22 protein-coding genes are annotated in these 24,015 nt (G+C 40.7%); 11 read left to right on the forward strand and 11 right to left on the reverse strand.

The features are described 5' to 3' along the window. Positions 1 to 11 precede the first annotated feature (11 nt). The 5 genes from DQW11_RS04660 to DQW11_RS04680 all read right to left on the reverse strand — a co-directional run bounded on the left by DQW11_RS04660 (position 12) and on the right by DQW11_RS04680 (position 5,030). Entirely contained in the window at positions 12 to 1,241 is a 1,230-nt protein-coding gene (locus DQW11_RS04660) for a glycosyltransferase family 39 protein (RefSeq protein ID WP_113922807.1), read from the reverse strand. A gap of 79 nt (positions 1,242 to 1,320) precedes the next feature. Further along, on the reverse strand, positions 1,321 to 2,493 hold the full coding sequence (locus tag DQW11_RS04665; RefSeq protein ID WP_113922808.1) for a hypothetical protein: 1,173 nt from the start codon (positions 2,491 to 2,493) through the stop codon (positions 1,321 to 1,323). Positions 2,494 to 2,830: 337 nt separating this feature from the next. Continuing rightward, positions 2,831 to 3,775 carry a GNAT family N-acetyltransferase gene (locus DQW11_RS04670; RefSeq protein ID WP_113922809.1) on the reverse strand — a complete coding sequence of 315 codons (945 nt, stop codon included), beginning with the start codon at positions 3,773 to 3,775 and terminating at the stop codon, positions 2,831 to 2,833. Between the two features lie 3 nt (positions 3,776 to 3,778). Further along, the gene (locus DQW11_RS04675; RefSeq protein ID WP_157966034.1) at positions 3,779 to 4,597 is read right to left on the reverse strand and encodes an FkbM family methyltransferase; all 819 of its coding nucleotides are present in this window, start codon (positions 4,595 to 4,597) and stop codon (positions 3,779 to 3,781) included. A gap of 25 nt (positions 4,598 to 4,622) precedes the next feature. Next, positions 4,623 to 5,030, reverse strand: coding sequence for a sugar 3,4-ketoisomerase (locus DQW11_RS04680; RefSeq protein ID WP_113922811.1), 408 nt, complete (start codon positions 5,028 to 5,030; stop codon positions 4,623 to 4,625). Positions 5,031 to 5,355: 325 nt separating this feature from the next. Here DQW11_RS04680 and DQW11_RS22210 point away from each other — a divergent pair, with 325 nt between their 5' ends. Both DQW11_RS22210 and DQW11_RS04685 read left to right on the forward strand, forming a co-directional pair. Then, positions 5,356 to 5,646: a hypothetical protein gene (locus DQW11_RS22210; protein WP_157966035.1), complete on the forward strand. Its 291-nt coding sequence runs from the start codon at positions 5,356 to 5,358 to the stop codon at positions 5,644 to 5,646. A gap of 611 nt (positions 5,647 to 6,257) precedes the next feature. Then, a complete protein-coding gene (locus DQW11_RS04685) occupies positions 6,258 to 6,953 on the forward strand; it encodes a hypothetical protein (RefSeq protein WP_113922812.1) in 696 nt (231 codons plus the stop codon). 245 nt (positions 6,954 to 7,198) lie between these two features. Here the strand turns inward: DQW11_RS04685 and DQW11_RS04690 are convergent, their stop codons facing one another. The 4 genes from DQW11_RS04690 to DQW11_RS04705 form a co-directional block, all read right to left on the reverse strand. Next, entirely contained in the window at positions 7,199 to 8,131 is a 933-nt protein-coding gene (locus DQW11_RS04690; RefSeq protein WP_113922813.1) for a hypothetical protein, read from the reverse strand. 516 nt (positions 8,132 to 8,647) lie between these two features. Continuing rightward, positions 8,648 to 10,105 (reverse strand): hypothetical protein, encoded by a 1,458-nt coding sequence (locus DQW11_RS04695; RefSeq protein ID WP_157966036.1) that lies wholly within the window; start codon positions 10,103 to 10,105, stop codon positions 8,648 to 8,650. A 290-nt stretch (positions 10,106 to 10,395) separates the two neighbouring features. Beyond that, a complete protein-coding gene (locus tag DQW11_RS04700; RefSeq protein ID WP_113922815.1) occupies positions 10,396 to 10,899 on the reverse strand; it encodes a winged helix-turn-helix domain-containing protein in 504 nt (167 codons plus the stop codon). Between the two features lie 658 nt (positions 10,900 to 11,557). Next, positions 11,558 to 12,268, reverse strand: coding sequence for a DsbA family oxidoreductase (locus DQW11_RS04705; RefSeq protein WP_113922816.1), 711 nt, complete (start codon positions 12,266 to 12,268; stop codon positions 11,558 to 11,560). Between the two features lie 45 nt (positions 12,269 to 12,313). Between DQW11_RS04705 and DQW11_RS22360 the strand changes: the two genes are divergently transcribed. Continuing rightward, positions 12,314 to 12,481: a hypothetical protein gene (locus tag DQW11_RS22360; RefSeq protein ID WP_198669842.1), complete on the forward strand. Its 168-nt coding sequence runs from the start codon at positions 12,314 to 12,316 to the stop codon at positions 12,479 to 12,481. Positions 12,482 to 12,523: 42 nt separating this feature from the next. Here the strand turns inward: DQW11_RS22360 and DQW11_RS04710 are convergent, their stop codons facing one another. Then, complete coding sequence (locus DQW11_RS04710; protein ID WP_232826677.1) at positions 12,524 to 13,633, reverse strand: Fic family protein; 1,110 nt, start codon at positions 13,631 to 13,633, stop codon at positions 12,524 to 12,526. A gap of 48 nt (positions 13,634 to 13,681) precedes the next feature. On the opposite strand from DQW11_RS04710, the gene DQW11_RS04715 reads away from it, so the two are divergent. Then, complete coding sequence (locus DQW11_RS04715) at positions 13,682 to 14,944, forward strand: aminotransferase class V-fold PLP-dependent enzyme (RefSeq protein ID WP_113922817.1); 1,263 nt, start codon at positions 13,682 to 13,684, stop codon at positions 14,942 to 14,944. A gap of 2 nt (positions 14,945 to 14,946) precedes the next feature. Here the strand turns inward: DQW11_RS04715 and DQW11_RS04720 are convergent, their stop codons facing one another. Beyond that, positions 14,947 to 16,353, reverse strand: coding sequence for a tetratricopeptide repeat protein (locus DQW11_RS04720; RefSeq protein ID WP_113922818.1), 1,407 nt, complete (start codon positions 16,351 to 16,353; stop codon positions 14,947 to 14,949). A 613-nt stretch (positions 16,354 to 16,966) separates the two neighbouring features. On the opposite strand from DQW11_RS04720, the gene DQW11_RS04725 reads away from it, so the two are divergent. The 7 genes from DQW11_RS04725 to DQW11_RS04755 are packed head-to-tail and all read left to right on the forward strand — an operon-like array spanning position 16,967 to position 23,953. Then, on the forward strand, positions 16,967 to 17,647 hold the full coding sequence (locus DQW11_RS04725) for a GNAT family N-acetyltransferase (RefSeq protein WP_113922819.1): 681 nt from the start codon (positions 16,967 to 16,969) through the stop codon (positions 17,645 to 17,647). Positions 17,648 to 17,692: 45 nt separating this feature from the next. Continuing rightward, positions 17,693 to 18,889, forward strand: coding sequence for an argininosuccinate synthase (locus DQW11_RS04730; protein ID WP_113922820.1), 1,197 nt, complete (start codon positions 17,693 to 17,695; stop codon positions 18,887 to 18,889). Beyond that, positions 18,876 to 19,844 carry an N-acetyl-gamma-glutamyl-phosphate reductase gene (gene argC, locus DQW11_RS04735; RefSeq protein ID WP_113922821.1) on the forward strand — a complete coding sequence of 323 codons (969 nt, stop codon included), beginning with the start codon at positions 18,876 to 18,878 and terminating at the stop codon, positions 19,842 to 19,844. The genes DQW11_RS04730 and argC overlap by 14 nt, the downstream gene beginning before the upstream one ends. 10 nt (positions 19,845 to 19,854) lie before the next feature. After that, positions 19,855 to 20,985 (forward strand): aspartate aminotransferase family protein, encoded by a 1,131-nt coding sequence (locus tag DQW11_RS04740; protein WP_113922822.1) that lies wholly within the window; start codon positions 19,855 to 19,857, stop codon positions 20,983 to 20,985. A 53-nt stretch (positions 20,986 to 21,038) separates the two neighbouring features. Beyond that, positions 21,039 to 21,989: an N-acetylornithine carbamoyltransferase gene (locus DQW11_RS04745; RefSeq protein WP_113923215.1), complete on the forward strand. Its 951-nt coding sequence runs from the start codon at positions 21,039 to 21,041 to the stop codon at positions 21,987 to 21,989. A gap of 51 nt (positions 21,990 to 22,040) precedes the next feature. Further along, positions 22,041 to 22,841, forward strand: a complete 801-nt coding sequence (argB, locus tag DQW11_RS04750; RefSeq protein ID WP_113922823.1) for an acetylglutamate kinase — start codon at positions 22,041 to 22,043, stop codon at positions 22,839 to 22,841. A 29-nt stretch (positions 22,842 to 22,870) separates the two neighbouring features. Beyond that, positions 22,871 to 23,953: a M20 family metallo-hydrolase gene (locus tag DQW11_RS04755; RefSeq protein ID WP_113922824.1), complete on the forward strand. Its 1,083-nt coding sequence runs from the start codon at positions 22,871 to 22,873 to the stop codon at positions 23,951 to 23,953. Positions 23,954 to 24,015 lie beyond the last annotated feature (62 nt).

Here is a 24,015-nt window from a genome sequence, read left to right on the forward strand (position 1 = left end):
TTGAAAATGTTTTAAAACTTGGGTAAAAAGGAATTTTCTAAATTATCGGTTACAAAATGCAGTTTTGGCTTTTTTTCATTTTCGGCAAATAAATGGCTTATACCAAGACCTGCCGGAATCAATATCACAGGCAGTACCGGAATCAAAAACCGGCCATCCCAGTCTTCCGTCATGATCCCTACTATCATGGCGTGAAAGAGGATATACACCATCACAAACACTGATTCTTCTCCTGTCACTGTTTTTTTGCGGATCGCCTTCATAGCAAAATAATAAACCGGGATCAGGTAAATTAAAGAAAACAAGTTGTGCCATGTAGACCAAAATGGACGGATATGGAAAAGGAAAAGGAAAATTTTGGAGAGGAATAACGTGCCCCAATAAATCGGGTTAAACAGAACAAAAAGAAATAGGCGGACCAAAGGAGAATGTTGGGCATCCGGAATGTATAAAGTATCAGGCCTTGCCACAGTAAGTAATTCATAATGGGGACTGTTCTTATACTGAAACATCCCAAAAATAACATCCCCTCTGATATACTCATTCATAAAACTAAATGTGGTCAGCATTTTATTTCCCAACAAAAAAAGTGGAATCAATAAACCCAAGCCCAAGCAGATCTTGAGGACGGGTCGATGGATGCTTGCAAAAATTCTATAAATCCAATAGGAAATGATCGCTGCTAACAACACGATTCCGGTTGGTTTTGCAAATAGGGTCAAAACCAAAACAAGGGTCCCGAGAATGATATTGGCGGGGGTAATTTCATTTTTGTACCATTTGACAAGGAAATAGAGGGAAATACAAGTCATGCTGACAAAGAAGGACTCACAGAGGATGTAATAATTGTAGATACTGATCTCAAAAAACAACATATAAAGAAAGCCCGTAAGAAAGGCTGCTACAGGATTCTTAAATAGCTTTAAGGAGGTTAAGTAAATCGCAACCAATGCCCCCAAACTTAACAAAACCTGGGAGATGATGACCATTTCCATTGAATCGTGAACCATCCTCACCAAAATCATAAACAAGGGGTAGCTTATGTACCAGAACTCATGAGGATCAAAAAAAAATCCCATTTCCATTATTCGATCTGCATATCCCAAATATCTTGGAGAGTCATCGACTACTTTAATTCCAAGCTTTAAAAACAACAAAGAATTAAGAATGGTAAAAAGAATTACAAAAACCAATAAACTCCATCTGGTTGAGTTTAAAACTTTAATTAAAACCTCCTTCATTTAAAATAGATTGAGATATTTAATCTGTAAGTTTTACTAGTGCCCAAAATATCCATCAATATCTAAATATCTATAAATATCAAAGTACAAGTTTATCTACCATATTTTTATTTTGTCCGACTTTCCTACTTATTACATTCCCTCCTACCAAAAACACCAAAGGCAATACCGGCATCAAAAATCGGGAATTCCAGTTATCAGATAGAAGTGCCACACTCAGTGCAGAACATCCAATCAGAGTCAGGGAAAAAATCTTGGGAAACCTTCCCAAGGAATTTCCCCTTATCGCTTGAAAAAAAGCAAAATACATGGGAATTAAAGCGCAAAGGGCAATAATATTATGTACCCAAGAATAATAGGGCCGCACATACATCAGGTAATAAAATAACTTTGTCCCAAATAGCTGAAGCGAATACAGGGGATTGAAAATCCAGAGATAAATCATCTTACCCAAAGGACTCCAATCTACCGCAGGTAAGGATAAATCGTTCGGCACTGTAAGCATCAGTGAGGAAGCATAATCCATATGGGCCATCTTATGGATATTATAGACCACTTCCCCATTTTGGTAAGCTTCTACAATCCCAAAAGTCCCTAACATTTGATTCACCAAGACCAGCAAGCCCACAATCAGCGTAGTAGAAAATGCGAGTTTCCAACCCAAAGTAGAAATCCTTTTCCATGCGAATGCGATGGCTACAGCCACCAAGCCCGCCAATAAAGCCACCCCAGTTGGTTTGACCATGATCGCCCAAATCATGACAAGGATTGCCAAAATCCCCTGAAAAGTATCCAGCTTACCCCGATAAGCTTGGGAAAGAAAGAAAAAACTGATACAATACAGACTGATCATCAATGATTCCGCATACAAGAAAAGATTCCAAAAAGAGATCATGATGAATCCCAAAAACCAGATACAGGTCAGCAGCGCAGCTTTGGGATTTTGATAAAGGTTGATAGAAGCAAAATACATGGCAATCAAAGCAGCGTAAGCGAATACGTATTGGAAAACCACAATGCCTTCAAATCCCGGTATGATGCTGTTTGCCCCAAGGATAAACAGCACGTAACCAATATACCAAAACAGATGAGGTTTGAAGAACATGCCGTTTTCCTTGATTTCATCAGCGTATTGCAGATATCCCCAAGTATCATCATCCGTCATAATCCCCATTTTCCAAAACCACAACCCATTCACCAAAACAAAAATCCCTGTCAGTATGGAAAGGTGGATAAAGTGAGTTTTGGTCATTTTAAAAAAGTTTCAATCCATTTCTCATCGTTTCATTGCCTAAATAAACCTCGCTCTGATGTTTTTAACCCCCTTGATCAGAAATGGCAGCTTATATACTTCTATTCTTGTAAAATAATTGGTTTAGGTCCACAACTTCCATTAAATCCTATAATCCCATTAAATCCCTCCAAAGGACTTTCGAAATCAAAAAGATTTTGTTCACTTAAGAATGTAAGAATCATCCTTAAAAATAATTTCATCAAAAGAAAGGAGAACATCGCATGAAAAATTCTAATAAAGAGTAACGAACTGTCAAGCCTAATAATTTTTATACACTAATTTATAAAACACCAATTCACAATTCGCTTTCCCAAGAAGGTGTGGAATATTCCGATGCTCCCCAACTTTTTTTCCATTTAACCAATCCCTGATTTGGTAGACCATTGATTGGGTTTGTGGAAACACCCATTGACAAGTATTTGTAATTTGGCGCTGACTTTTCAATAATTATATAAAAAAGCAAGTCAAGCGCACTATGGGATTTTCCGTCTTCGGTTGCCCCTATATACTGTACATGTAATACATCTCCGTGTGAAAAAGTAAGGCATCCACCAAGCATATTGTCATCTTTAAAGACAGCCCATAATTGAATTTTCCCAGGAAAGCTTTTATGTAAAAATGAAATTTCTTCTAAAGTATGTGTGGGGTTGGCATTGAATCTTGATCGAAGGTTTGGAATGAGGATATTCTCCCAAAAGAATGCCAAATCGGAGGAATAATTGACCCTGAGATGATGCTTTTCTGCTTTTTTTTTACCCCAAATTTTCCCCCTGTCTTTTATGCTTATTGGTAATGAAACTGTTTGATAGACTTTTTCTTGAATGGGTAAAAAATTACAGGAGGCTAAAACACCTTGCATTTCGTAGTAGGCTAGACTGTTTTTCCAATAAAATACGGGTGCTAAATGGATTTGAATGGATGTGGAATTTAATGCTTTGAAATATAATTTTAACTCAGTGATAATTTCCTGAATTATCGTAGGCTTCAAAGCTTTTAAAAATATTGGTCCACCAAATGTCAATCCTCTATGACTAAAAATCTTACCATTTTGGATTTCTGCAGGGAAGACCGCCACAAGGTTGTCCTCAAGAAATATACATGCCGAGCAATCCACAAATCTATCTTGATGGTATTGCATATAATTTCTAAAATGAATGAGGGAAGCATTGATGCTGTTTTCAATTAAATTATCCCAATCTTTTTGCAATTCTTGAATATAGGGTAAAATCCTAATCTGCATTGGTCAGGAAATGATCAATGGAATTTTTTTGAAATATAGGTTCTTCAAAATCCAACCCTCCAACCTATAACCGATTTGATCCATATAGTGTAGAAGCGAAACCCCATCACTATTACCTATTTCCCAGTTTTCCTCTTCGATGATTACCCATTGTGGCTGAAATAGCTTCCAATCCATCCCATAAAGTACTTCTCTGTCATGTTCCTCAGCATCTATGATAAGAAGATCAAATTCCTTAGGAACATTATTTTCTTTTAAAAGTTTTGCCAATGTGATGGTGGGAAGATTAATTTCATTTACTTTCAAACCTTCAGTTTGATACTGTGCCACGACTTTTTTATCGATGGAGGATAGCACATCATTTTGGACAAGGTAGAAAACGCTTTCTCCTTCCTTATTTGAAATCAAGGCAGTGATTGCTATATCCCTTGGCCTTATTTTTTGATGAAGTCTTTTAAACTTTGGATTGGCATCTATGCAAATACCTTTCCACCCTTTTCTATATAACGAATATGTATTGGATAAAAATTTAGGATGGTTAGACCCAACTTCCACATAATATCCAATTTCCGAAACATTTTTCTTTATAAAACTTTCTATGATTCTGTCCTCCCCTGTGAAGGCAAATGAATATTTTAAGCTTCTTCCTAAAAGTAATCTATTGAGGGAAGATAAAATCACAGAAATAGTATGGAAAAAGGAGTAAAAGGGTGATCTCCATGTAAAAAACTGAAAAAAGGAAAATTGCACCTCTTTGATCACTACCCCAAACAAAGTAAACCAAGCCCTATTGTATGCTGAGCCGTAGAGGTAAGGGAACAAAAATCCAGGAATTTTCAAATGAAATTTAAGATTTTAGTCTTATATATTGGTCATAATCTTTGATATAATCTGATGCATCATACTTTTCGGAGCAAATAACCAGGCATATTGCTTCCGGAGAGAAATCATGAACAATCCTCCAGGTCTTTTCAGGGATATAGAGACCTTCAGAGGAGGAATTAACGAGAAATGTCTTTTTATCAACACCATCATCAACCGTGACTGAAAATGATCCTGAGATTGCGATCATTACCTGTCGGTTTTTCAGGTTGGCATGATTCCCACGTGTCTCGCAGGGTTTCACACCGGTTAAATAATAAATCCTTTGAATTGGAAATTGGATTTCTATTCCTTGGTTGGCGACTACAAGGCGACTAGAATCAAGTTGGGAAGCTTTAAAGGGTATGTATTTACAAAGAGATATCTTGGTCATTTATTTGGCTTCTTAGTAATTTTTAAGACTTGATTGAGCATCCTGTTTACTCCTAAAAACAATGATTTTTATGATTTTTTTGGTGATTTTCAAAATTCTTTAAATTCAAAAAATCATACTTTTTTATAAATAACCATATTTTTTTTCACCAAATCTGGCCTTTTTCGGGAATGTTCCGTTACCCTTCTCCTACCCTTCCCCTACCCTTCCGTTACACCCTCGTTACCCATTCGTTACCTTTCGACCAATTTCCAAGAAAACGTATCACTTTTTCAAGAAGCTAGAATTCGAGGTGTAAGTCTCAGTTAATTGAGTACCAAGTAATATGTACCAATCCCCTTACGGACAACCTGAAAACCTGACAACGCGAAGCAGACAACTTGACAGCCCGACAACAATTACAACCACTATAACAATTACAACCACCTCCAAGAGACCCTTCGTTCCTCAGGGTGACGCCCGACAACGCGAAGCAGACAACCCGACAACAACTAGAACAATTACAACCACTACAACTCCCCTACAAATCCTCCTTCATCACGAGATTCCCCAGACACAGCTTCGCCCCTTCAATCCCATCCAAGGACATCCTACTGAGTACAAAAATTACTCATGAGTAACAAAATTACTCGGGCAATCGGGATTTGCAAACCCTCAAAAAACATTTTCGCCGCTGAAAAAATACCTGCCATCAGGCCCATTTTTTTGATAAAATCTTTGTCCTAAATAAAATGCGAGTGGATATTTCTAAAATGTATTTCACACCATTAAATAGATTTTTATCAAAAATTATATAATCAATTATTTTTCAGACTTTTATTGAATATTTTTTTGTCCAAAAACCCCATTCCCAAAAATGCATTTCAGAATTGCCAACAGGCCAATTCCAATTATTAAATGTGAGATAATTACTATTTCTTGGCACCAAAATTGAACTTTTAAATTCAAAGTTTTATGCGAATAATGTTTTCCCTTCGTTATTATGGAGTTGTATTCGCAGGAAGATAATTATGAATCCATTACCCTCATCTCGCAAGACTATGACCGCACTTCCAACTTCACACAAGCATTCCTTTTCCGACATCCTCGATTTTAAGACCTCTGTTGCATCGGTCATCGGTCATCGGTCACCCAACCTCTCACCTTTTACTTCCTACTTCTGACTTCCTACTTCTGACTTCATCCTTCATCCTTCATCCTTCATCCTTCCACCCTAATTCCCCCGACATGCTCATAATCCAGTACCGTGCCCATGATTACTTTCAGCACCAGCTTGACGAAAGCTTTATAGGCCTAGCCTTTGTCTTGACAGACAAATATGAAGGAGAAATGGATGTTTTTCCACCACACAAACCCAAGATTATCATCCATGAAGGGTTTATCTGCATCAAAAAATTAGAACTCAATGTGGGCGGGGAGAATGAAACCAGTAAATTCAAGAAGAACCTGGAGATAGAATTCAATGAAGTCAAAAAAGTGTATTTCGATAAATCCGATGAAACAGAGGATTTTTTTCTCAACATCCCCGAAGGCAATTATGACAGGTTGGGATTTGGCATCCACTTGTCAGACCATCTTGACAACCCTTCAGTCTACATCACCGCCTCTTACTACAGCAGCGCCTGTGAACTGATTCCTGTGACGATCGAACTTTTCGGAGCTAAGCCAAGATTCGACTTGGAAATGAACACTGACAATTCGCCTATGCTTTCCTTCACCTCCGACAGGACCATCAATCCCTCCATCATTTTTGAAATCAATGCCTCCAAATGGCTCGATACCCTGTCCATTGACGACTTGGAAAATGCCCAAAAAGTGGGAGACAGTATCCTCATCAATGACAAAAGCAACCGCCACCTCTACTTCAAACTCGCCGCCGAAATTCATAAGGGGGATGAGATATATGTAGAATTGAGGGAATAATGATCTTGGGTGGGAAAACATTTGAATGAGAAGCAAGAAACGAGACTGGTGCGGTCGCAGTTTGCGTTGTTAGTAAACACTGCCCCTTGGCCTTATCAATGGTATAGTATCAGATCTGTAGCCTTGGCGATTCCTAAATTGGACAACGCGAAGCAAACAACTTGACAACGCGAAGCAGACAACTTGACAACAACTAAAACCATTACAACAATTAGAACAAATACAACCGAAAGAGAATCCACCATTTACACCCTATTCTCCCATTCCCAAACCTTCCCTATATACAACTCCCCGCCAAAACTTTCTTTCCATTGTACGAGGCTTTCTTTTGGTAAGCCTGTTTTTGGGTCGGTCACGCCACCGAGATCAATGTATTTTTCACCGATATTGCGCATCAGATACCCTATCAGCAGATCAACAGCCCTGTTTTTCCGGCCTTCATCCGTAGAGGCTATGTATTGGGTCCGTGCCACCTCAGGATGGACAAAAACGGTTACACCGGCAAGTATCTCGCCTTTGTGATAAGCATTGAACTGCCGGATCTTGGTGGGATTATTCGTAGCCAGATATTCAATTTCAGCCAAAGTATGGACAGGTTCATAACCCAAAACCTGCCTGTGGTAAGGCATCAGGATTTCATCCCAAAAAGTCACAAATCCGTCATCCTCCTCGATGTGGATGCCTTTGTTCATGGCCTTTTGGACTCCCCATCTTTTGCCCCGGTCAGAGATAACCTTGGGCAATTCGATGGCATAGTTTGGATCCTCATCAACCAAGACCCCGCCGGCGGAGAGCATCAGGGCATCGTTGTCAAGCTTTTCGGCATGGTAAAATTCGGGGACAGGCTTGACCCGAACCCGGGAAAATCCCTGCTCAAACAGGTAATTTAAGGACCTTTGGATGATCTCCTCTTGGATAGTGGGACCAATTCCTCTTTGGAATATCCAACCGCCGAATGTCAGCCCCTGATGGGACAAGAAATTCTTTTCATGGCGATTGCCGGGAAGTACAGCGCGAAGTTCCCCTCCTTGGTAGACCATAAGAGAAACATCCGTGAATCGGTCTTTATGGTAATCCATAAAGTTTCTGGAATGAAGGAATACCCCATTGGAACTGTTTTCAACCAGCTCATTCCAGGCATCAAAATCTGATGGGGTATAGGATTTAATTTCTAACAATGTAATGGGGGATTAAGAATGAAAATGGCTTTGCATAAGGGTGTTCAATGAAAATCAGCATTCAGGACAGGTGAAGTCCGGTTGCTGCGATTGCGAGATGATGATTAAATTCAAGTGGTTCAGCTAAAAAAATCAGAAACAAAACCGCTTTGGTTCATTTCAATATCCATTTATTATCCAATATCCATCAATATCCAATATGATGAAATTGGTTTAAACAGGATAATATAATATTCATTTCCTTGTGCACCTTTGTGCCTTTGCGGGAAATTACCCTTTGCGCCTTTGTGTCTTTGCGGGAAATTACTCTCTGTGCCTTTGTGTCTTTGTGAGATACTTTTTGCGTCTTTGCGGGAAATTACTTTTTGCGTCTTTGTGCCTTTGCGGGAAATTTATCCAAAAACTTTGTTTACTCTTGTTCCTTTGTGGTTCAATTCATTACACTTTGTGCCTTTGTGTCTTTGTGAGATACTTTTTGCGCCTTTGCGTCTTTACGAGAAATTACCCTTTGTAGCTTTAAATTTTGGCAGCAACCGACCTTCCCCTCACATATTCCTCTCGCTTATACCTGACTTTGCCCCTATAAGCCAATATCAGCAGCCCCACAAAAACCAACCCTGCCACTAAATACACTTCAAAAGACATCATATTCCCAAAATGCATCCAATACCTTTGGGCGGGAAAATCATACATTTCTTGGTGGCCAAGCCCCAAAGCTTCCTCCATTCCGGCCACATTCAGCGGCAGCCAAAAAGCCGACATCAAAATATTGACCGCACTGATGACCACCACATCCTTGTTTACAATCTTGTAACGTCTGACCGACTTCAATAACAAGACCACCATAAAAGGTAAAAAAGCCAGCAAAAGCCTCGACTCCGGATGAACAAAGAATACCAACATCAGGATACTCACCGCCATCATCCCCATCCCCAACTTCGCTGATTCCTTTATCATCCTCGGAAAAAAAGCGAGAGACAGAGGAATCAAAAACCCATAGAACATCATATGGCCAAACAGAAAATCCCCCGGAAACCGCAACGTGTCCTTGACCAGGGACTGTACCAGCGCCACCATATCCAAGGAACCATTGCTCCCCGACAATAGAAAAACCACGAGCAAATAGATAAAAAGTATCCCGGCAAACCGCAACATCTTTTGAGGCTTGTTTTTCTTCAAAAACAAAGAATAACTCATAGACCAGTCAACCGGATTCCTAACCATAATGGCAAAAACAAAAAACACCAAGGTAAATATCGAAGCAACATGCAAGAGTGTAACCCAAATATTCTCCCAATCAAACCTCCCTGTTATCACGCTGACAACCACCAAAAACACCAGCATGACGAGCGATGCAAGCACAGGAAAGAAAGACTTTGGCCTTTCCTTAATGAAAACCACCAGTGGATCACTTGGTAAAAAGATCAGCAACAAGCCTGTCAGCATCATGGTAGGCCACACAAATCCGGCGATGATGGATACCAAAAAGAGTTTTTGTCTATTAAACTTGATGAAATAATTGGCTTGGGCTATACCAAGTACCAATGTCGCCAAATCAGTGGAAAAAGGGTTGTACCAAGGATCCTTAAGCACGGCAAAACTTGCAAAAACCAACACAAACCCCAGGATAGTAAGACCATCCCCCAGCCGGAGTTTGGTGGCCAAGGAGAAATACCAATATACCCCAAAACCTAAAAACAGAAAATGCAGCACCAACATGCCACGCATGAGGTTATCATTGCTTTTGAGGATTTCCAAGGCACCAAACAAGACATTGACAAAAGCAAAAGGCATCACCCTCTGCATCTGAAAAACATTGTAGCCACCTGTTTCTACGTCCTCCAGAAAGTTTCCTGCCACTTCCCTGAAAAACACCCCGTCTCCCATCGCTCCTTCGTTGACAGGTACTTTTTCTCCGGTAATCTGAAACACGACAATCGTGGCCAGAACTGCAATCAGCGTAAATCTTATCAAGTTATACTTGGGTTATTTTGATCCTAATCTATGACTTTTGGCTTTATTTTGTTGACCAATATAGGTCTGAAATTCAAATCCAGTTATTTTTTCAATTCACTCGACAGTCGCACTTCTCAATTAATATCCCTCAATATCCAATTTCAAATTAATATCAATAAATATCCAGTATCAATAAATATCTAATATAAACATTAGATTACTTGACGCTAACTATAAAAAACTCGGATAGATTGCAATTGTAGTGGCTATGGACTGTCGACCATGGTCTGTGGCCATATCAGATTTATTTATCCAAACACCAGCAATCCCCCCACCTCTTCCATTTCCTCTTCCAAGACAGAAACCTTAATCCTCCTCTTGACTTTCTCATAGGTCTTATTGACAAGGAAATCCAGATAAACCAGGTCAATTTCTCTGCCGATCAAGACCATTTCAATGGTTCCCGAATCAATCCCCTTCGCATAATCACCGATGATATACGCTTTCTCCACATTGCCCAGCCTTTGGACAACCTGTTCCAGCAGTTGGTCTAATCCCAGGAATTTCGACACCATGTTCCTGATTTCCTGTGAGAAAGGATGCGCATTGTTGGCCCGGTACATTTTGGTTTTTCCCTCATCTCCCGAAGTCAGCAATCCGGCATCTGTCAGCCGGTTAAGTTCCACGCGGACAGCATTGGTGGATTCATCAAACTCCTTGGCAAGAGAACGCAGGTAACTTGAATTGTTGTGTGAAAAAAACTTCAGGAGAAGTTTGACACGTGTTTTGGAGGTGACGAGTGAGTCAAGCATTTTGGGGAAACAGTGGGTGAGGAATAAGGACCGGGTGAAAGTCCTGAATAAAAAAATTCCGAAAAGTGTCAGTCCAAAATGGACCTTTTCCTATGGTCAATGAGCGATAAAAACCCAGCTTCGCCCTTTCAGTCCCAGCAAAAGACCCTGCAAAACCGAGTAAATATTTTACTCATGAGTAACAAAATTACTCGGGGAAAATAAAAAAACAAGTGCCAGCAAAAGATTTATCAAACCATCATAAGTCACTGATAAATAATATTTTATAAATGAATAGTTAAATGAAATAAAAAATGAAATTCAGCCTGAAATAAATGAATTTGGTATCAAAACCCGATCAATAAAAAATATTAAAAAAAATAAAGGGAATCAGATTGATTCCCTTTTCATCAACACTAATCGTTCAAAAACATTTGAAAAAATCAATAGAGAAGGCCTTCAAAGTTCTCTTAAGAATATATGGCTTGAGGTCAAAATTCATGAGGCTCCGCCACGGCGGACAGGTGTGGTCTATTTACGATAGCCATTTATAATCAATCCTAATGAATCCCAAGCCTTGAATCAAAAAGGTCCGCTACTTCGGTCTTCTGACTTCCGTCTTCCGTCACCTAAAAAAAAGTAAAAACCTAGATGGCAAGCAAGGAGATAACTAATACCATCAATCACAATTCCCCTCCACATCACAGATACTTCCATCCTTGCTTTCTACCACCTGAAGGACAGGATTGGTCTTCACAAAATCCTCCCAAGCCTTGTTTATAGTTTGATCAAAAGCTTCCTTTGGTTGGGCGCCTGAAATCCCATATTTCCGGTCCAAAACAAAAAAAGGAACCCCTCTTACACCAATCTGTCTTGATTCATAAATATCCTGCTCCACCTTTTCGGCAAACTCATTGGAATCCAGACATTGACCAACTCTCTCCTCTTTCAAGCCTACTTCCTTAGCCAATCTAATTAAAGTGGCTTTGTCATCAATATTGGCACCTTCGGTGAAATATGCCTTCAACAGCCTTTCTTTCATTTCACCACCTTTACCCATAGTCTTGGCAAGCTGTAAGAGACGTTGCGCCTTCATCGCATTTGCCACTACAGTTTTATCCATATGATAAGTCAATCCTTCTCCTTTGGCCATTTCCACCACCTGTTGGGTAACTTGGAGGGTTTGTGCCTTGCTCCAACCTTTGGTTTCTGACAAATAGTCCAGCGTACTTTTCGAAGGATCCGTCACCATATCAGGATTGAGGAGAAAGCTTTTCCACTCGATTTGGACTTGGTCTGCATATTCAAAATCCGCCAAGGCAGATTCTAACCTTCTTTTTCCTATATAACAAAATGGACACATGATGTCCGACCAGATTTCTATTTTCATAATTCAGATAATTTTACTTCTTTCATAAATCCATTTAAAAATGATATGGTTCCAAAACCAAAGACAAAAGAATGTCCTTCCTGTGCCATGGACATAGATTCCAAAGCGGAGTTCTGCCCCATCTGTGACTATCATTTCCCTAAAAAGAGTACCCTTTACCAATGGATCGCAATCCTGTTGGCAGTCCTGATGCTTTTGCTACTGTTTATTTAAACATCCCTCATTTTTCATTCTTAATTTCCAATTCTTCATTCCTTAAACCAGCTCCAAATGCCTTTCAAGAGAATCCTTGACAGCATCCGCAACCATATGGTAAAAAACCTCGGGATTATTATCTACCTGAACAGCCTCCAAAGCCTTATAATACGCAAGCCTTGAAGTAATATCTCCCTTGAGATTGGCGATGGTATATCCCCGCCTGAGCAAAACAAGGTTCATCACCAGCCTGCTGCTCCTTCCGTTCCCATCAATAAATGGATGGATACTGACCAGCCTTTCATGCATTTCTGCAGCCAAAATCACCGGATGCAACCGCTTCTTCTGCTTGTCATAATGAATGAAATATTCTTCCATCATCTTTTCCAACAAAAAAGGCTGAGGCGGCACATGGGCACTCCCGGAGATCCTCACCGGCACCGACCGGTATTTCCCGGCATTATTCCTATCAATCCCCTTCAAAATCAGATAATGCAATTCCATTAAAACCCGTGGACTGAATTCCATTTGGTCCTGCACCAATTGCTCCATATAGGAAATCGCCTCTGCATGATTGATCGCCTCGAGATGCTCTCTCATGGACTTCCCCCCGATGGTAATCCCCTCATTGACCACAAGGTGTGTTTCTTGCAAGGTGAGTGTGTTTCCTTCGATCCTATTGCTTTCGAAGGTATAGGCCACATTGAAAAATTCCTGCATCTTTTGCAATTGGGTATGATTCAAAGGCCTTCTCGATTGCCATTTGGCTTTCAAATCATCGATCTGCTTCAACTTTTCCTGTATGGAAGTACTCAATTCCTGCATGGTCAGAGCCTGCTGTCCTGAAAGATAAGCCACCCTCGATTCTGCCAATGCCAGTATTTCTCCGGCATTTTCTTCCATCGCCAACAAATTATAAACTTTCTCAGCAAGCCACATTTTCCTGACTTCATCAAAAGGAAGCTGAAGCGCTTCAGCGAGCGCTTTTAAATTATCTTCAGTAGGCAACCTGTTCCCTTTTTCATATTTAGAGATTAATGCCGGATCAATCCCTGTCTGAAAAGCCAGATTCCTCACTACAATTCCCTTTTCATTTCTTTTTTCCAAAAGGACTTGTGCCAATGTACTCATCTTGTTGACTTTTATTTTGTTGACAAATATATTCAACATTTTGTTGGTTTAAAAATTTTTTCTCATTTTGTTCTAAATTTAACCACTATGAACAAGCGGAATTTCCTAAAAAACATGGCTTTGACCGGCATAGCATCCTCTGCCTCGTTTCAAGCCTTCTCCAAGACCATTGACGCCTATGCCCATATCGCTCCTATAGACTTGGCCAAGGATGAAGATTTTTGGAAAAAGATCAGGGACGGATACAAGCTCAAGCCGGAATATATCAACCTCGAAAACGGTTATTACTGCTTTATACCCACAGAAACCCTCGAAAATTACATCAACCACATCAGAGAAATAAACTACCAAGGTTCTTGGTATTTCCGCACTGTACAATGGGAAAATAAAGACAAAGCAGCAGCAAGGTTGGCAGCGGCTTTTGGAGGAAGTCCGGATGAGGTGGCCATCACACGCAATGCCACAGAATCCCTTGACATCATCATCTCAGGATATCCTTGGCAAAAAGGCGATGAAGCCTTATTTGCCGAACAGGATTATGGAAGCATCCAAAACATGTTTATCCTTGCTTCCCGAAGGCATGGCATCACCAATAAAATCGTCTCCATCCCAAACCACCCAAAATCCGACGAAGAAATAGTCAAAATCTACGAAGACGCCATCACCCCAAACACCAAACTGATGATGGTCAGCCACATGATCAACATCACCGGACAGATCCTACCTGTAAAAAAAATCTGTGACATGGCACACCGTCACGGAGTGGAAGTCATGTTGGACGGTGCACATTGCATCGCCCATTTTGATTTCAAAATCCCCGACCTCCACTGTGATTATTACGCCTGCAGCCTCCACAAATGGCTTAGTGTACCTTTAGGCGCAGGATTGCTTTATGTCAAAAAAGATAGAATCAACAACATTTGGCCCCTTTTGGCACCTTACGAACTCGACCATGCCAATATCAAAAACCTCAACCACATCGGAACACATCCTGTTGCCACCGACCTGGCCGTCAATAACGCCTTGGATTACTTCGAAAAAATTGGCCCGGAGCGAAAAGAGGCAAGATTGCGCTTCCTACAGCTATATTGGAGTGACAAAATCAGGGACATTCCAAAAATCAATGTTAACACCCCGGCAGATCCATCGCGTTCCTGTGGAATAGCCAATGTAGGTATTGAAGGTATGGATCCAAATGAAATGGCAAAAACCCTGATGGACAAATACAAAATCTACACCGTAGGCATCAATTACGCCGGCGTCGTGGGATGCAGAATCACTCCAAACGTCTACACTTCGACAGAAGAATTAGATGTCTTTGTCAATGCTTTGAAGGAATTGGCTCAATAGTCTTACTTCTTGTAATCACTTAGGTAGTCCATTGCCAAATCACAACCTTTATCCAAAGCATTTTGAAAATACTCTTTTGCACGCAATGGATTTTGTATTTTCTTGAAAAGCTGACCCAACGCCATATGGATTTCACAATCGTCAGGATAGAGACTGATAGAAACGGTATAATCCTCTATTGCCAAATCAAAATGACCTTGAGCTTCGTAAATAGAGGCCCTTAGATCATAATAAGCAGCGTTTCTTGGGTCAATTTCCAAAGATTTTTGGACAAGCTCTTTCGCCTTTTCTAAATTCCCAAGTTCAAAATTTGCATTTCCCAATTGGTAAATAACATCTACATCTTCCCCATTCAGATCCATCGCCTTTTGAAAATCATTTTTAGCCTCCTCAAAAGAATCCAAACTTAAATATGCCAAGCCTCTGTTAAAATAAACACCATAATCATTTGGGCTTATTTCAATACATTGGTTATGGTACTCCACAGCTTTAGGATGGTTGCCCAAAATATCATAACAGGTCCCTATTTTACTCAGGACTGGGACAGTATTTTCCATAAGATTTGAAGTCTTTAAAAACCACTCTAAAGCCTTTTCATAGTTATCTTCATCATAATAGGTGTAGGCAACATTAAAAGTGTAATCGGGATTTTTTTCATCCAATTGATTTGCTTGAATAAACGAAATTCTTGCTTCTTCAGGATTTCCAAGATCATTCAAAATCAATCCCTTCAAGTTGTAAGAATCTGCATAGTTGGGATTAACCCTTATTGCTGAATCAACGTCAGTCAATGCCAACTTGAGGTCTCCCAATAAGTATTTTGAGTAAGCCAAATTGTGAATAGGCAAATGAAATTCAGGATTGATATCTATAGCTCTGTAAAAATCTGAAATAGCCCTATAATAATCCTCCATTTTAAAATAAGCCACACCCCTTAGGTTATAATATGTGGCATTCTTGGGGTTGGTGGCAATTGCTTCGTTAAATGAAGAAACGGCCATTTTGAATTCACCTTTATTTAAATGGTTTTCCCCTTGGTTATAGAATTCAATCTCCTTCGCATTTTGTTCCTTTGCAGGTTTGACAAATAAGTCAACAAAAACATCACATTCCTTAGCTAGTTTTTTACCAATTTCTTCCCCTAGCTTTTGTCCCGCTTCATAATCATCTCCAATTATTCCCTCTCCATAAAGGGTTTCAAGTGCCTCTAAGTTATCTACCACAACAGATTCAAAACACTTGCCTAAATCTTCCTTCGCAATTCCCTGAGGATTAATTTGATAAAGATCAGTAATACAGGTGCAAACTTCCTTTGAAATAAAATCTATATGGCCCTGTGACTTGGCTTGAATACCAACAAACACCAGTGTTACACTGATAAAAATAAATTTTGAGAAATAATTTTTCATTCAATTCGGAGTGGATTGGTATGTAAGAAATTCTATGTAACAACTTTTGTATGATGGGTACATCAAGTTTACAATTGTAAGGAAAAAAGTTAAAAACTAACCAAGTATTATTAATTTTATTTACTTTATTTAGTTTTAACATGAATGCCTTTTTTGGCGAGATCATCACATTTCTAATTTTCCAAAAAGCAGTACCAATGTCAACTAAACTGAAGTTGGATTATGATAAATAATTGACCTATTTTTTACCAATACACCAAATATTCCCTTGGTTTATAACCATCGGTGTAAGTTTATGGAGGTAAATTGAAATAACTGAAATTATTACTTGCATCTTGTTTCAAACCTTTTAACATTTGCACACGTTTTCAAAAGCATGTCAAACCTAAATCTCATAGCATTTAACTTAACCGAAACAAAGACTCTGTTTTTGTCTGGTGTTGCTATGCCATTTTTCACTCCTTTGAGGAGGTTTAGGAACAGCTTCAGGGTGACATCCCTGACCTAACATTTGGTGTCCTACGGGGACGACCTACAACAGCACGTTTAATTTCCTCCTATTTTCTCATCCGGCTCAAATAGCCAAATATTCATTTATTCCCAATTGGACAAAATGGAAAACATACCTTCATTTATCATCAGACCTGCAACTGAAAAGGACACCCTTTATGCTGAGACCATTACCACTGAAATGGAGGAATCAGCCAAAGCGCGTGGCACAGGTATTGCAAAACGATCTCCTGAATACATCAAAACCAAAATGCAGGAAGGCAAAGCAGTCATCGCTTTGACCAAAGAAGGCATTTGGGCGGGATTTTGCTATATCGAGGCATGGGGACATGGCAAATTTGTCGCCAACTCCGGTCTGATTGTTTCTCCGCAGTTCAGGAAATATGGTTTGGCTACCCAAATCAAAAATGAAATATTCAAACTCAGCCGTACCAAATTCCCGGATTCAAAAATCTTCGGATTGACTACAGGTGCCGCGGTCATGAAAATCAACTCCAGCCTTGGATACATTCCTGTTTCCTATTCCGACCTCACAGATGACGAAGAATTTTGGAAAGGCTGCAACAGCTGCGTCAATGTAGAAATACTCAAAAGCAAAAACAGACAAAACTGCCTGTGTACAGCCATGCTTTATGACCCATCCAAAAAATCAAAGGTGGAAGAGGTGGCATTACGAACCGATTTTAAGAAAAATCTGAAGTTGTTTGAGCGATGGACAAGACTCAAGAAATACGTCATGCTCAACCTCAAAAAAACCAAGGACAAAACCTTCAATATATTTTAAACCTATTAAGCCTGATTGCATTGGCTTGAACAAAAGACATCAGCAATGAAAAAAACAGTTTTAGCGTACAGCGGAGGATTGGACACTACTTTTTGTGCCCTTCACCTTACCAAGGATTTGGGTTATGAAGTGCATGCCGTATTGATCAATACGGGCGGATTTTCAGGTTCGGAACTTCAGGAAATTGAGGCCCGTGCAAACGGACTCGGTGTAGCGTCCTTCACGGTATTGGATGTGACCAAAACCTACTATGAGGAAGTACTGAAATATTTGGTATTTGGGAATGTGTTGAAAAATGCAACTTATCCCCTATCGGTAAGTGCAGAGCGAATTCTCCAAGCAAAAACACTTGCGGAATACGCCAAAAAAATCGGGGCAAAATCCGTTTCTCATGGAAGTACCGGCGCAGGAAATGATCAGGTACGTTTTGACATGATCTTCCAGACCATCGTTCCTGATATCGAAATCATTACCCCAATACGTGACCTCAAACTCAGCAGGGAGGAGGAAATCACCTACCTCAAAAAACATGGCGTTTCGATGAATTTTGAAAAAGCCAAATATTCCATCAACAAGGGAATTTGGGGAACATCCGTCGGGGGCAAAGAAACCTTGACCTCCAACCAAACATTGCCGGAAGAAGCTTGGCCTACCCAGGTCAGTAAATCCGGTTCAGAAGAAGTCGTCATCGGTTTTGAAAAAGGGGAAATCAAATCAGTAAATGGGCAGGCTTATTCAAATCCTGTGGATGCCATCCTGAAAGTACAGGAATTGGCTGCACCATATGGCATAGGAAGAGATATCCATGTAGGTGATACGATCATTGGCATCAAAGGAAGGGTGGGTTTTGAGGCTGCTGCCCCAATCATCATCATCAAAAGCCATCAGCTTCTTGAAAAACATACCTTGACCAAATGGCAGACATTCTGGAAAAACCAGCTTTCTGAATTCTATGGCAACCATCTCCATGAAGGCCACTACCTCGATCCTGTGATGAGAAACATGGAAGCATTTTTGGAAAGTACCCAGGAATTTGTCTCCGGAACCGTAAAAGTGATCCTTCACCCCTATCGCTTCCAATTGGTCGGAATTGAATCATCCCATGACCTGATGGCTTCCGAGTTTGGCAGCTATGGAGAAATGAACAAAGGCTACACCGGAGAAGATGTCAAAGGATTTACCAGAATCCTTGGAAACCAAACCGCCATCTTCCATCAAGTCAACCACCATGAAGAAGATTAAAACAGCAATCATCGGCGCAGCAGGATATACCGGAGGGGAATTGCTTCGTCTTTTGGTCTACCATCCTGCCTGCGAATTGGTTTATGTCCACAGCAACAGCCAAAAAGGCAAAAAAGTAACCGAAGTCCATCCTGACCTGATCGGTGACACCGAATTGGTTTTCACCGATAAAGTTGAAACAGAAGGTATAGAAGCTGTTTTTTTGGGACTTCCCCACGGGGAAACCAAAGGATTTTTGGAAAACCATCCATTTTCACCGAACACCGTGATCATTGACCTGAGCACGGATTTCAGGAACGAAAGCAATGGATTTGTATATGGCTTACCTGAAGTCAATAAGGCAAAAATCAAGACCGCCAAGAAAATCGCCAACCCGGGCTGCTTTGCGACGGGCATCCAGTTGGCCTTGGCTCCTGCTATCGCAAAAGGTTGGGTAAAAGACACCATACAGGTATCAGGAATAACAGGCAGTACAGGTGCAGGTAAAAAATTGGCTGAAACAAGCCATTTCAGCTATAGAACAGGTAATATGTCTGTTTACAAATTGTTCACCCATCAGCACCTCAAAGAAATCAAACAGACTTTCGGACAATTGAATCCTGTGTTCAAGCAGGAGTTATTGTTCGTGCCTTATAGAGGCAATTTCTCCCGTGGAATCTGGATTACAGCTTACTTTCCTTTCGAAGGAGATTTGGATGATGCTATAAAGGTGTACGAAGATTTCTATCAAGATGCTCCATTCACGCATGTTTCGGATCAGGACATCGACATGAAGCAAGCGGTCAATACCAACAAATGCATCATTCATTTACAAAAAGAAAATGGCCAATTGGTCATCTATTCGGCGATTGACAACCTTCTGAAAGGTGCATCCGGTCAGGCAGTCCAAAATTTCAACATTGCATTTGGACTTGAAGAGACTACCGGACTGAATTTAAAAAGTATCGCTTTCTAACCTACCGACCATGAACCTATTTGACGTATATCCTTTAATCAATGTCACCCCTGTCAAAGCCTTGGGGTCCAAACTTTGGGATGAAAAAGGAGATGAATACACTGATCTCTATGGCGGCCACGCTGTAATATCAATCGGACACAGCCATCCCCATTTCAACCAAAGAATAAAAGACCAATTGGACAAGATTACTTTTTATTCCAATTCTGTCCACATTCCTATTCAACAGCAGCTTGCCAAAAAATTAGGGGAAATGTCAGGTTACCCTGATTTCAATCTTTTCCTGTGCAATTCAGGAGCAGAAGCCAACGAAAATGCTTTGAAATTAGCCTCCTTCTCAACTGGAAAATCCGGCTTTATTTCATTCTCAGGTGCATTCCACGGCAGGACTTCCGGCGCTGTGGTATTGACTGACAATCCAAAAATCGTAGCCCCTTCCAACCAAAGAAGCGATGCTTATATCCTTCCTTGGGGAAATATTGATGCAGTGGAAACCCAACTTAAAGCAGGAAACATTGCCGGTATCATCATCGAAGGCATCCAAGGCGTGGGTGGAATTCAGGTTCCTTCACCGGAATTTTTGTGGGCCTTATCCAAACTCGCGAAAGAATACGGTGCTAAATTAATTCTAGATGAAGTGCAGTCAGGTTATGGAAGGACGGGGAAATTCTTTGCCCACCAGTGGGTAGAAGGATTAGTCCCCGACCTGATTACCATGGCCAAAGGAATGGGTAATGGTTATCCGATCGGGGGAGTATTGATCCATCCTGATTTCAAAGCCTCCTATGGACTTTTAGGAACCACTTTTGGTGGAAATCACCTTGCCTGTGCCGCAGGATTGGCCGTATTGGAAGTGATTGAATCAGAAAAACTGATGTCACATGCCGAAAAAATGGGGGAATACCTGATCGCTGAACTGAATAAAATCCCGCGGGTCACCGAAGTCAGAGGCAAAGGCTTGATGATCGGCGTTGACCTAGATAGAGACGCTGCACCTGTTCGTTCTGAATTGGTCACCAAATACAAAATTTTCACAGGCAGTTCAGCAGGAAAACAGACCATTCGCTTGCTTCCACCTTTAAATATTGGAATCAATGAGCTATCTTCGTTTATCGATAGTCTGAAAAAAATATTGGATTAATTTCATAATAAAGTCCCTTATCCTCCATGAATTTGGGACTTAACCCTAACGAAATGATGCACTTCACCAAATTTGACGACAAAGCCACCGCAGAAAAATTGATCCAAAAGGCCCTTCATTACAAAACCAATCCTTGGATCGATCAGGCCAAAGGTCAAAGAAAACGAATCGGTTGCATTTTTTTAAACCCATCTCTCAGAACCAGAGCGAGTACGCAGATCGCGGCACAGCAATTGGGAATGGAGGCCATCGTGATGAACATGGACAAAGAAGGTTGGGCGTTAGAAATGAGAGAAGGTGCCACTATGAACAAAGGAACTGTGGAGCACATCAGGGATGCTGCCGGCGTATTGGGATCCTACTTTGATATTCTTGCGATTAGGGCTTTTCCTTCCCTGACCAACAAGCAGGAGGATTTGGAAGACTTTGTCTTTAACCAATTTATCAAATATTCGGGCATTCCTGTAATCAGCTTAGAATCCGCTATCAGGCATCCATTGCAGAGTCTGGCGGATATGGTGACCATTCATGAAAACCGGAATCAGGAAAAAAAACCAAAGGTTGTCCTTACATGGGCACCACATATCAAAGCCATACCACATGCTGTCGCCAATTCATTTGCAGAATGGGCCATAGGATGCGGGCATGACCTGACCATTACCCACCCACTGGGCTATGACTTGGACGAAAAGTTTACGGAAGGTGCCAAAATAGTCTTGAATCAAAAAGAAGCTCTGGAAGGCGCAGATTTTGTGTATGTCAAAAATTGGTCAGGCTTCAATGACTATGGGAAAATCCTAAGTACCGACAGTTCTTGGATGCTGACTGAGAAGCACCTCAAACATGCCAAAAACGCCAAAGTCATGCATTGTCTTCCTGTAAGGAGAAACCTTGAATTGTCTGATGAAATACTGGACGGACCAAGAAGCCTCGTCATGCAGCAGGCCCACAACAGAATTTTCGCGGCACAATCTGTCATCAGCCATATTTTGGATCAAAAGTGATTTTGACCCTTCCTTTTGCGGGAAATTCCTAAATTCCAAACCTATTGAACCATGAATATCAGCGTCATCAAAATCGGAGGAAATGTCATTGACTTCCCGGCAAAACTGGAAGAATTCCTTTTCCTTTTTTCAAGGTTTCCGGGAAAGAAAATACTTGTACATGGAGGAGGTATCATGGCAACCAAGTTTGGGGAAAGCATGGGTGTCATGCCTGAAATGGTCGATGGAAGACGCATCACTGACAAAGAGACCTTGGATATCGTGACCATGGTATATGCAGGTCTTATCAACAAACAGATTGTCTCCAAACTCCAAGGACTGAAACAAAACGCACTAGGGATGACAGGGGCTGACGGCAACCTGATCAGATCAGATAAAAGACCAGTCAAAACGATCGATTACGGATTTGTAGGGGATATCAAGGAAGTCAATGTAGACTTGATCCAAATGCTCCTTGAAAAAGATATCATTCCGGTGGTTTGTGCCATTACCCATGACAAGAAAGGTCAATTGCTCAATACCAACGCTGACAGCATAGCTTCAGAACTCGCCACTAACCTGTCCAAAAACCATAAAGTCAACCTCTATTATTGCTTCAATAAATCAGGTGTCTTGATCGATGAACAAAATGACAACTCGATCATCCCTATGATCAATGAGGAAATCTACGCTGAGCTCAAAAAGGAAAATGTGATCCACTCCGGCATGATCCCAAAATTGGACAATGCCTTCGCCGCCTTGAACAAGGGAGTCAACTTTGTTTGGATCGGAAAAGCAGAAAACCTGCTTTTGGCTTCAAAAGGAAAACTATCCGGCACCACCATTGAAAAACATCGGTACGACTTATACTGACCCTTGGTCAAGTGAATTTTAAATTCGAAATGAATTACTCCGATCCACTGTTTCAATCCCTTTATGAGGAAACCACCGCTTTGTTGGCTTCATTGATAGAGACACCTTCTATGAGTAAGGAGGAGGAAAAAACCGGAGACCTTATTGCCGCTTTTTTTGAAAAGAAAAACATCAAAACACATAGAAAAGGAAATAACATTTGGGCTTATAACAGGCATTTTGATTCTAAAAAGCCCAGCATCCTTCTCAATTCCCATCACGATACTGTCAAGCCAAACGCAGGTTATACCAAAAATCCTTTCAAAGCAATCTTAGAAGATGGCCGGATTTACGGATTGGGAAGTAATGATGCAGGCGGATGTTTGGTAAGTTTGATTGGGGCTTTTTGTTATTTCTATGAAAAAGAAATTCCCTATAACCTAATCTTGGCGGCCACAGCTGAAGAAGAAATATCAGGAAAAAACGGTATAGAAAGTATATTGAACGAACTTTCGGAATTGGAACTCGCCATCGTCGGAGAACCGACTTTGATGCAAATGGCGGTGGCAGAAAAAGGACTGCTCGTCATTGACGCTATTGTAAAAGGAAAAGCAGGGCACGCAGCAAGGGAAGAAGGAGAAAATGCGATTTACAAAGCCTTGGATGATTTGAATAAAATCCGGGATTACCAATTCGAAAAAATCTCTCCCTATTTGGGGAATACCAAGGTGACCGCCACCATCATTCAGGCAGGTTCTCAACACAATGTCATTCCGGATGTCTGTACCTACACCCTCGACGTACGGGTCACGGATAGTTATACTTTGGAGGAGGTATTTGCTGAACTGAAAAATATTCTTCAGGCAGAATTGACCCCGCGATCACTTAGGCTGAATTCCTCAAAAGTACCTGAAGGACATAAAATCCTTGAAGTCGCAAAAACTTTGGGTTTGGAAACCTACGGCAGTCCTACACTTTCTGATCAAGCACTGATTCCCTATCCCTCAGTCAAAATCGGACCCGGCGACTCTGCCCGTTCCCATACTGCTGATGAATTTATTTACCTAAAAGAAATCCAAGAAGGGATCCAAGGATACATTGCTTTACTTGAAAAATACTTTCAATTACCCTAAAATTACTCGAGTACTATTTCTACCTTATTTCAATTCTATTTCTACTGTAATTCAATAACCAT

This window comes from Cognataquiflexum aquatile (genome assembly GCF_003316845.1).
GTDB lineage: Bacteria > Bacteroidota > Bacteroidia > Cytophagales > Cyclobacteriaceae > Cognataquiflexum > Cognataquiflexum aquatile.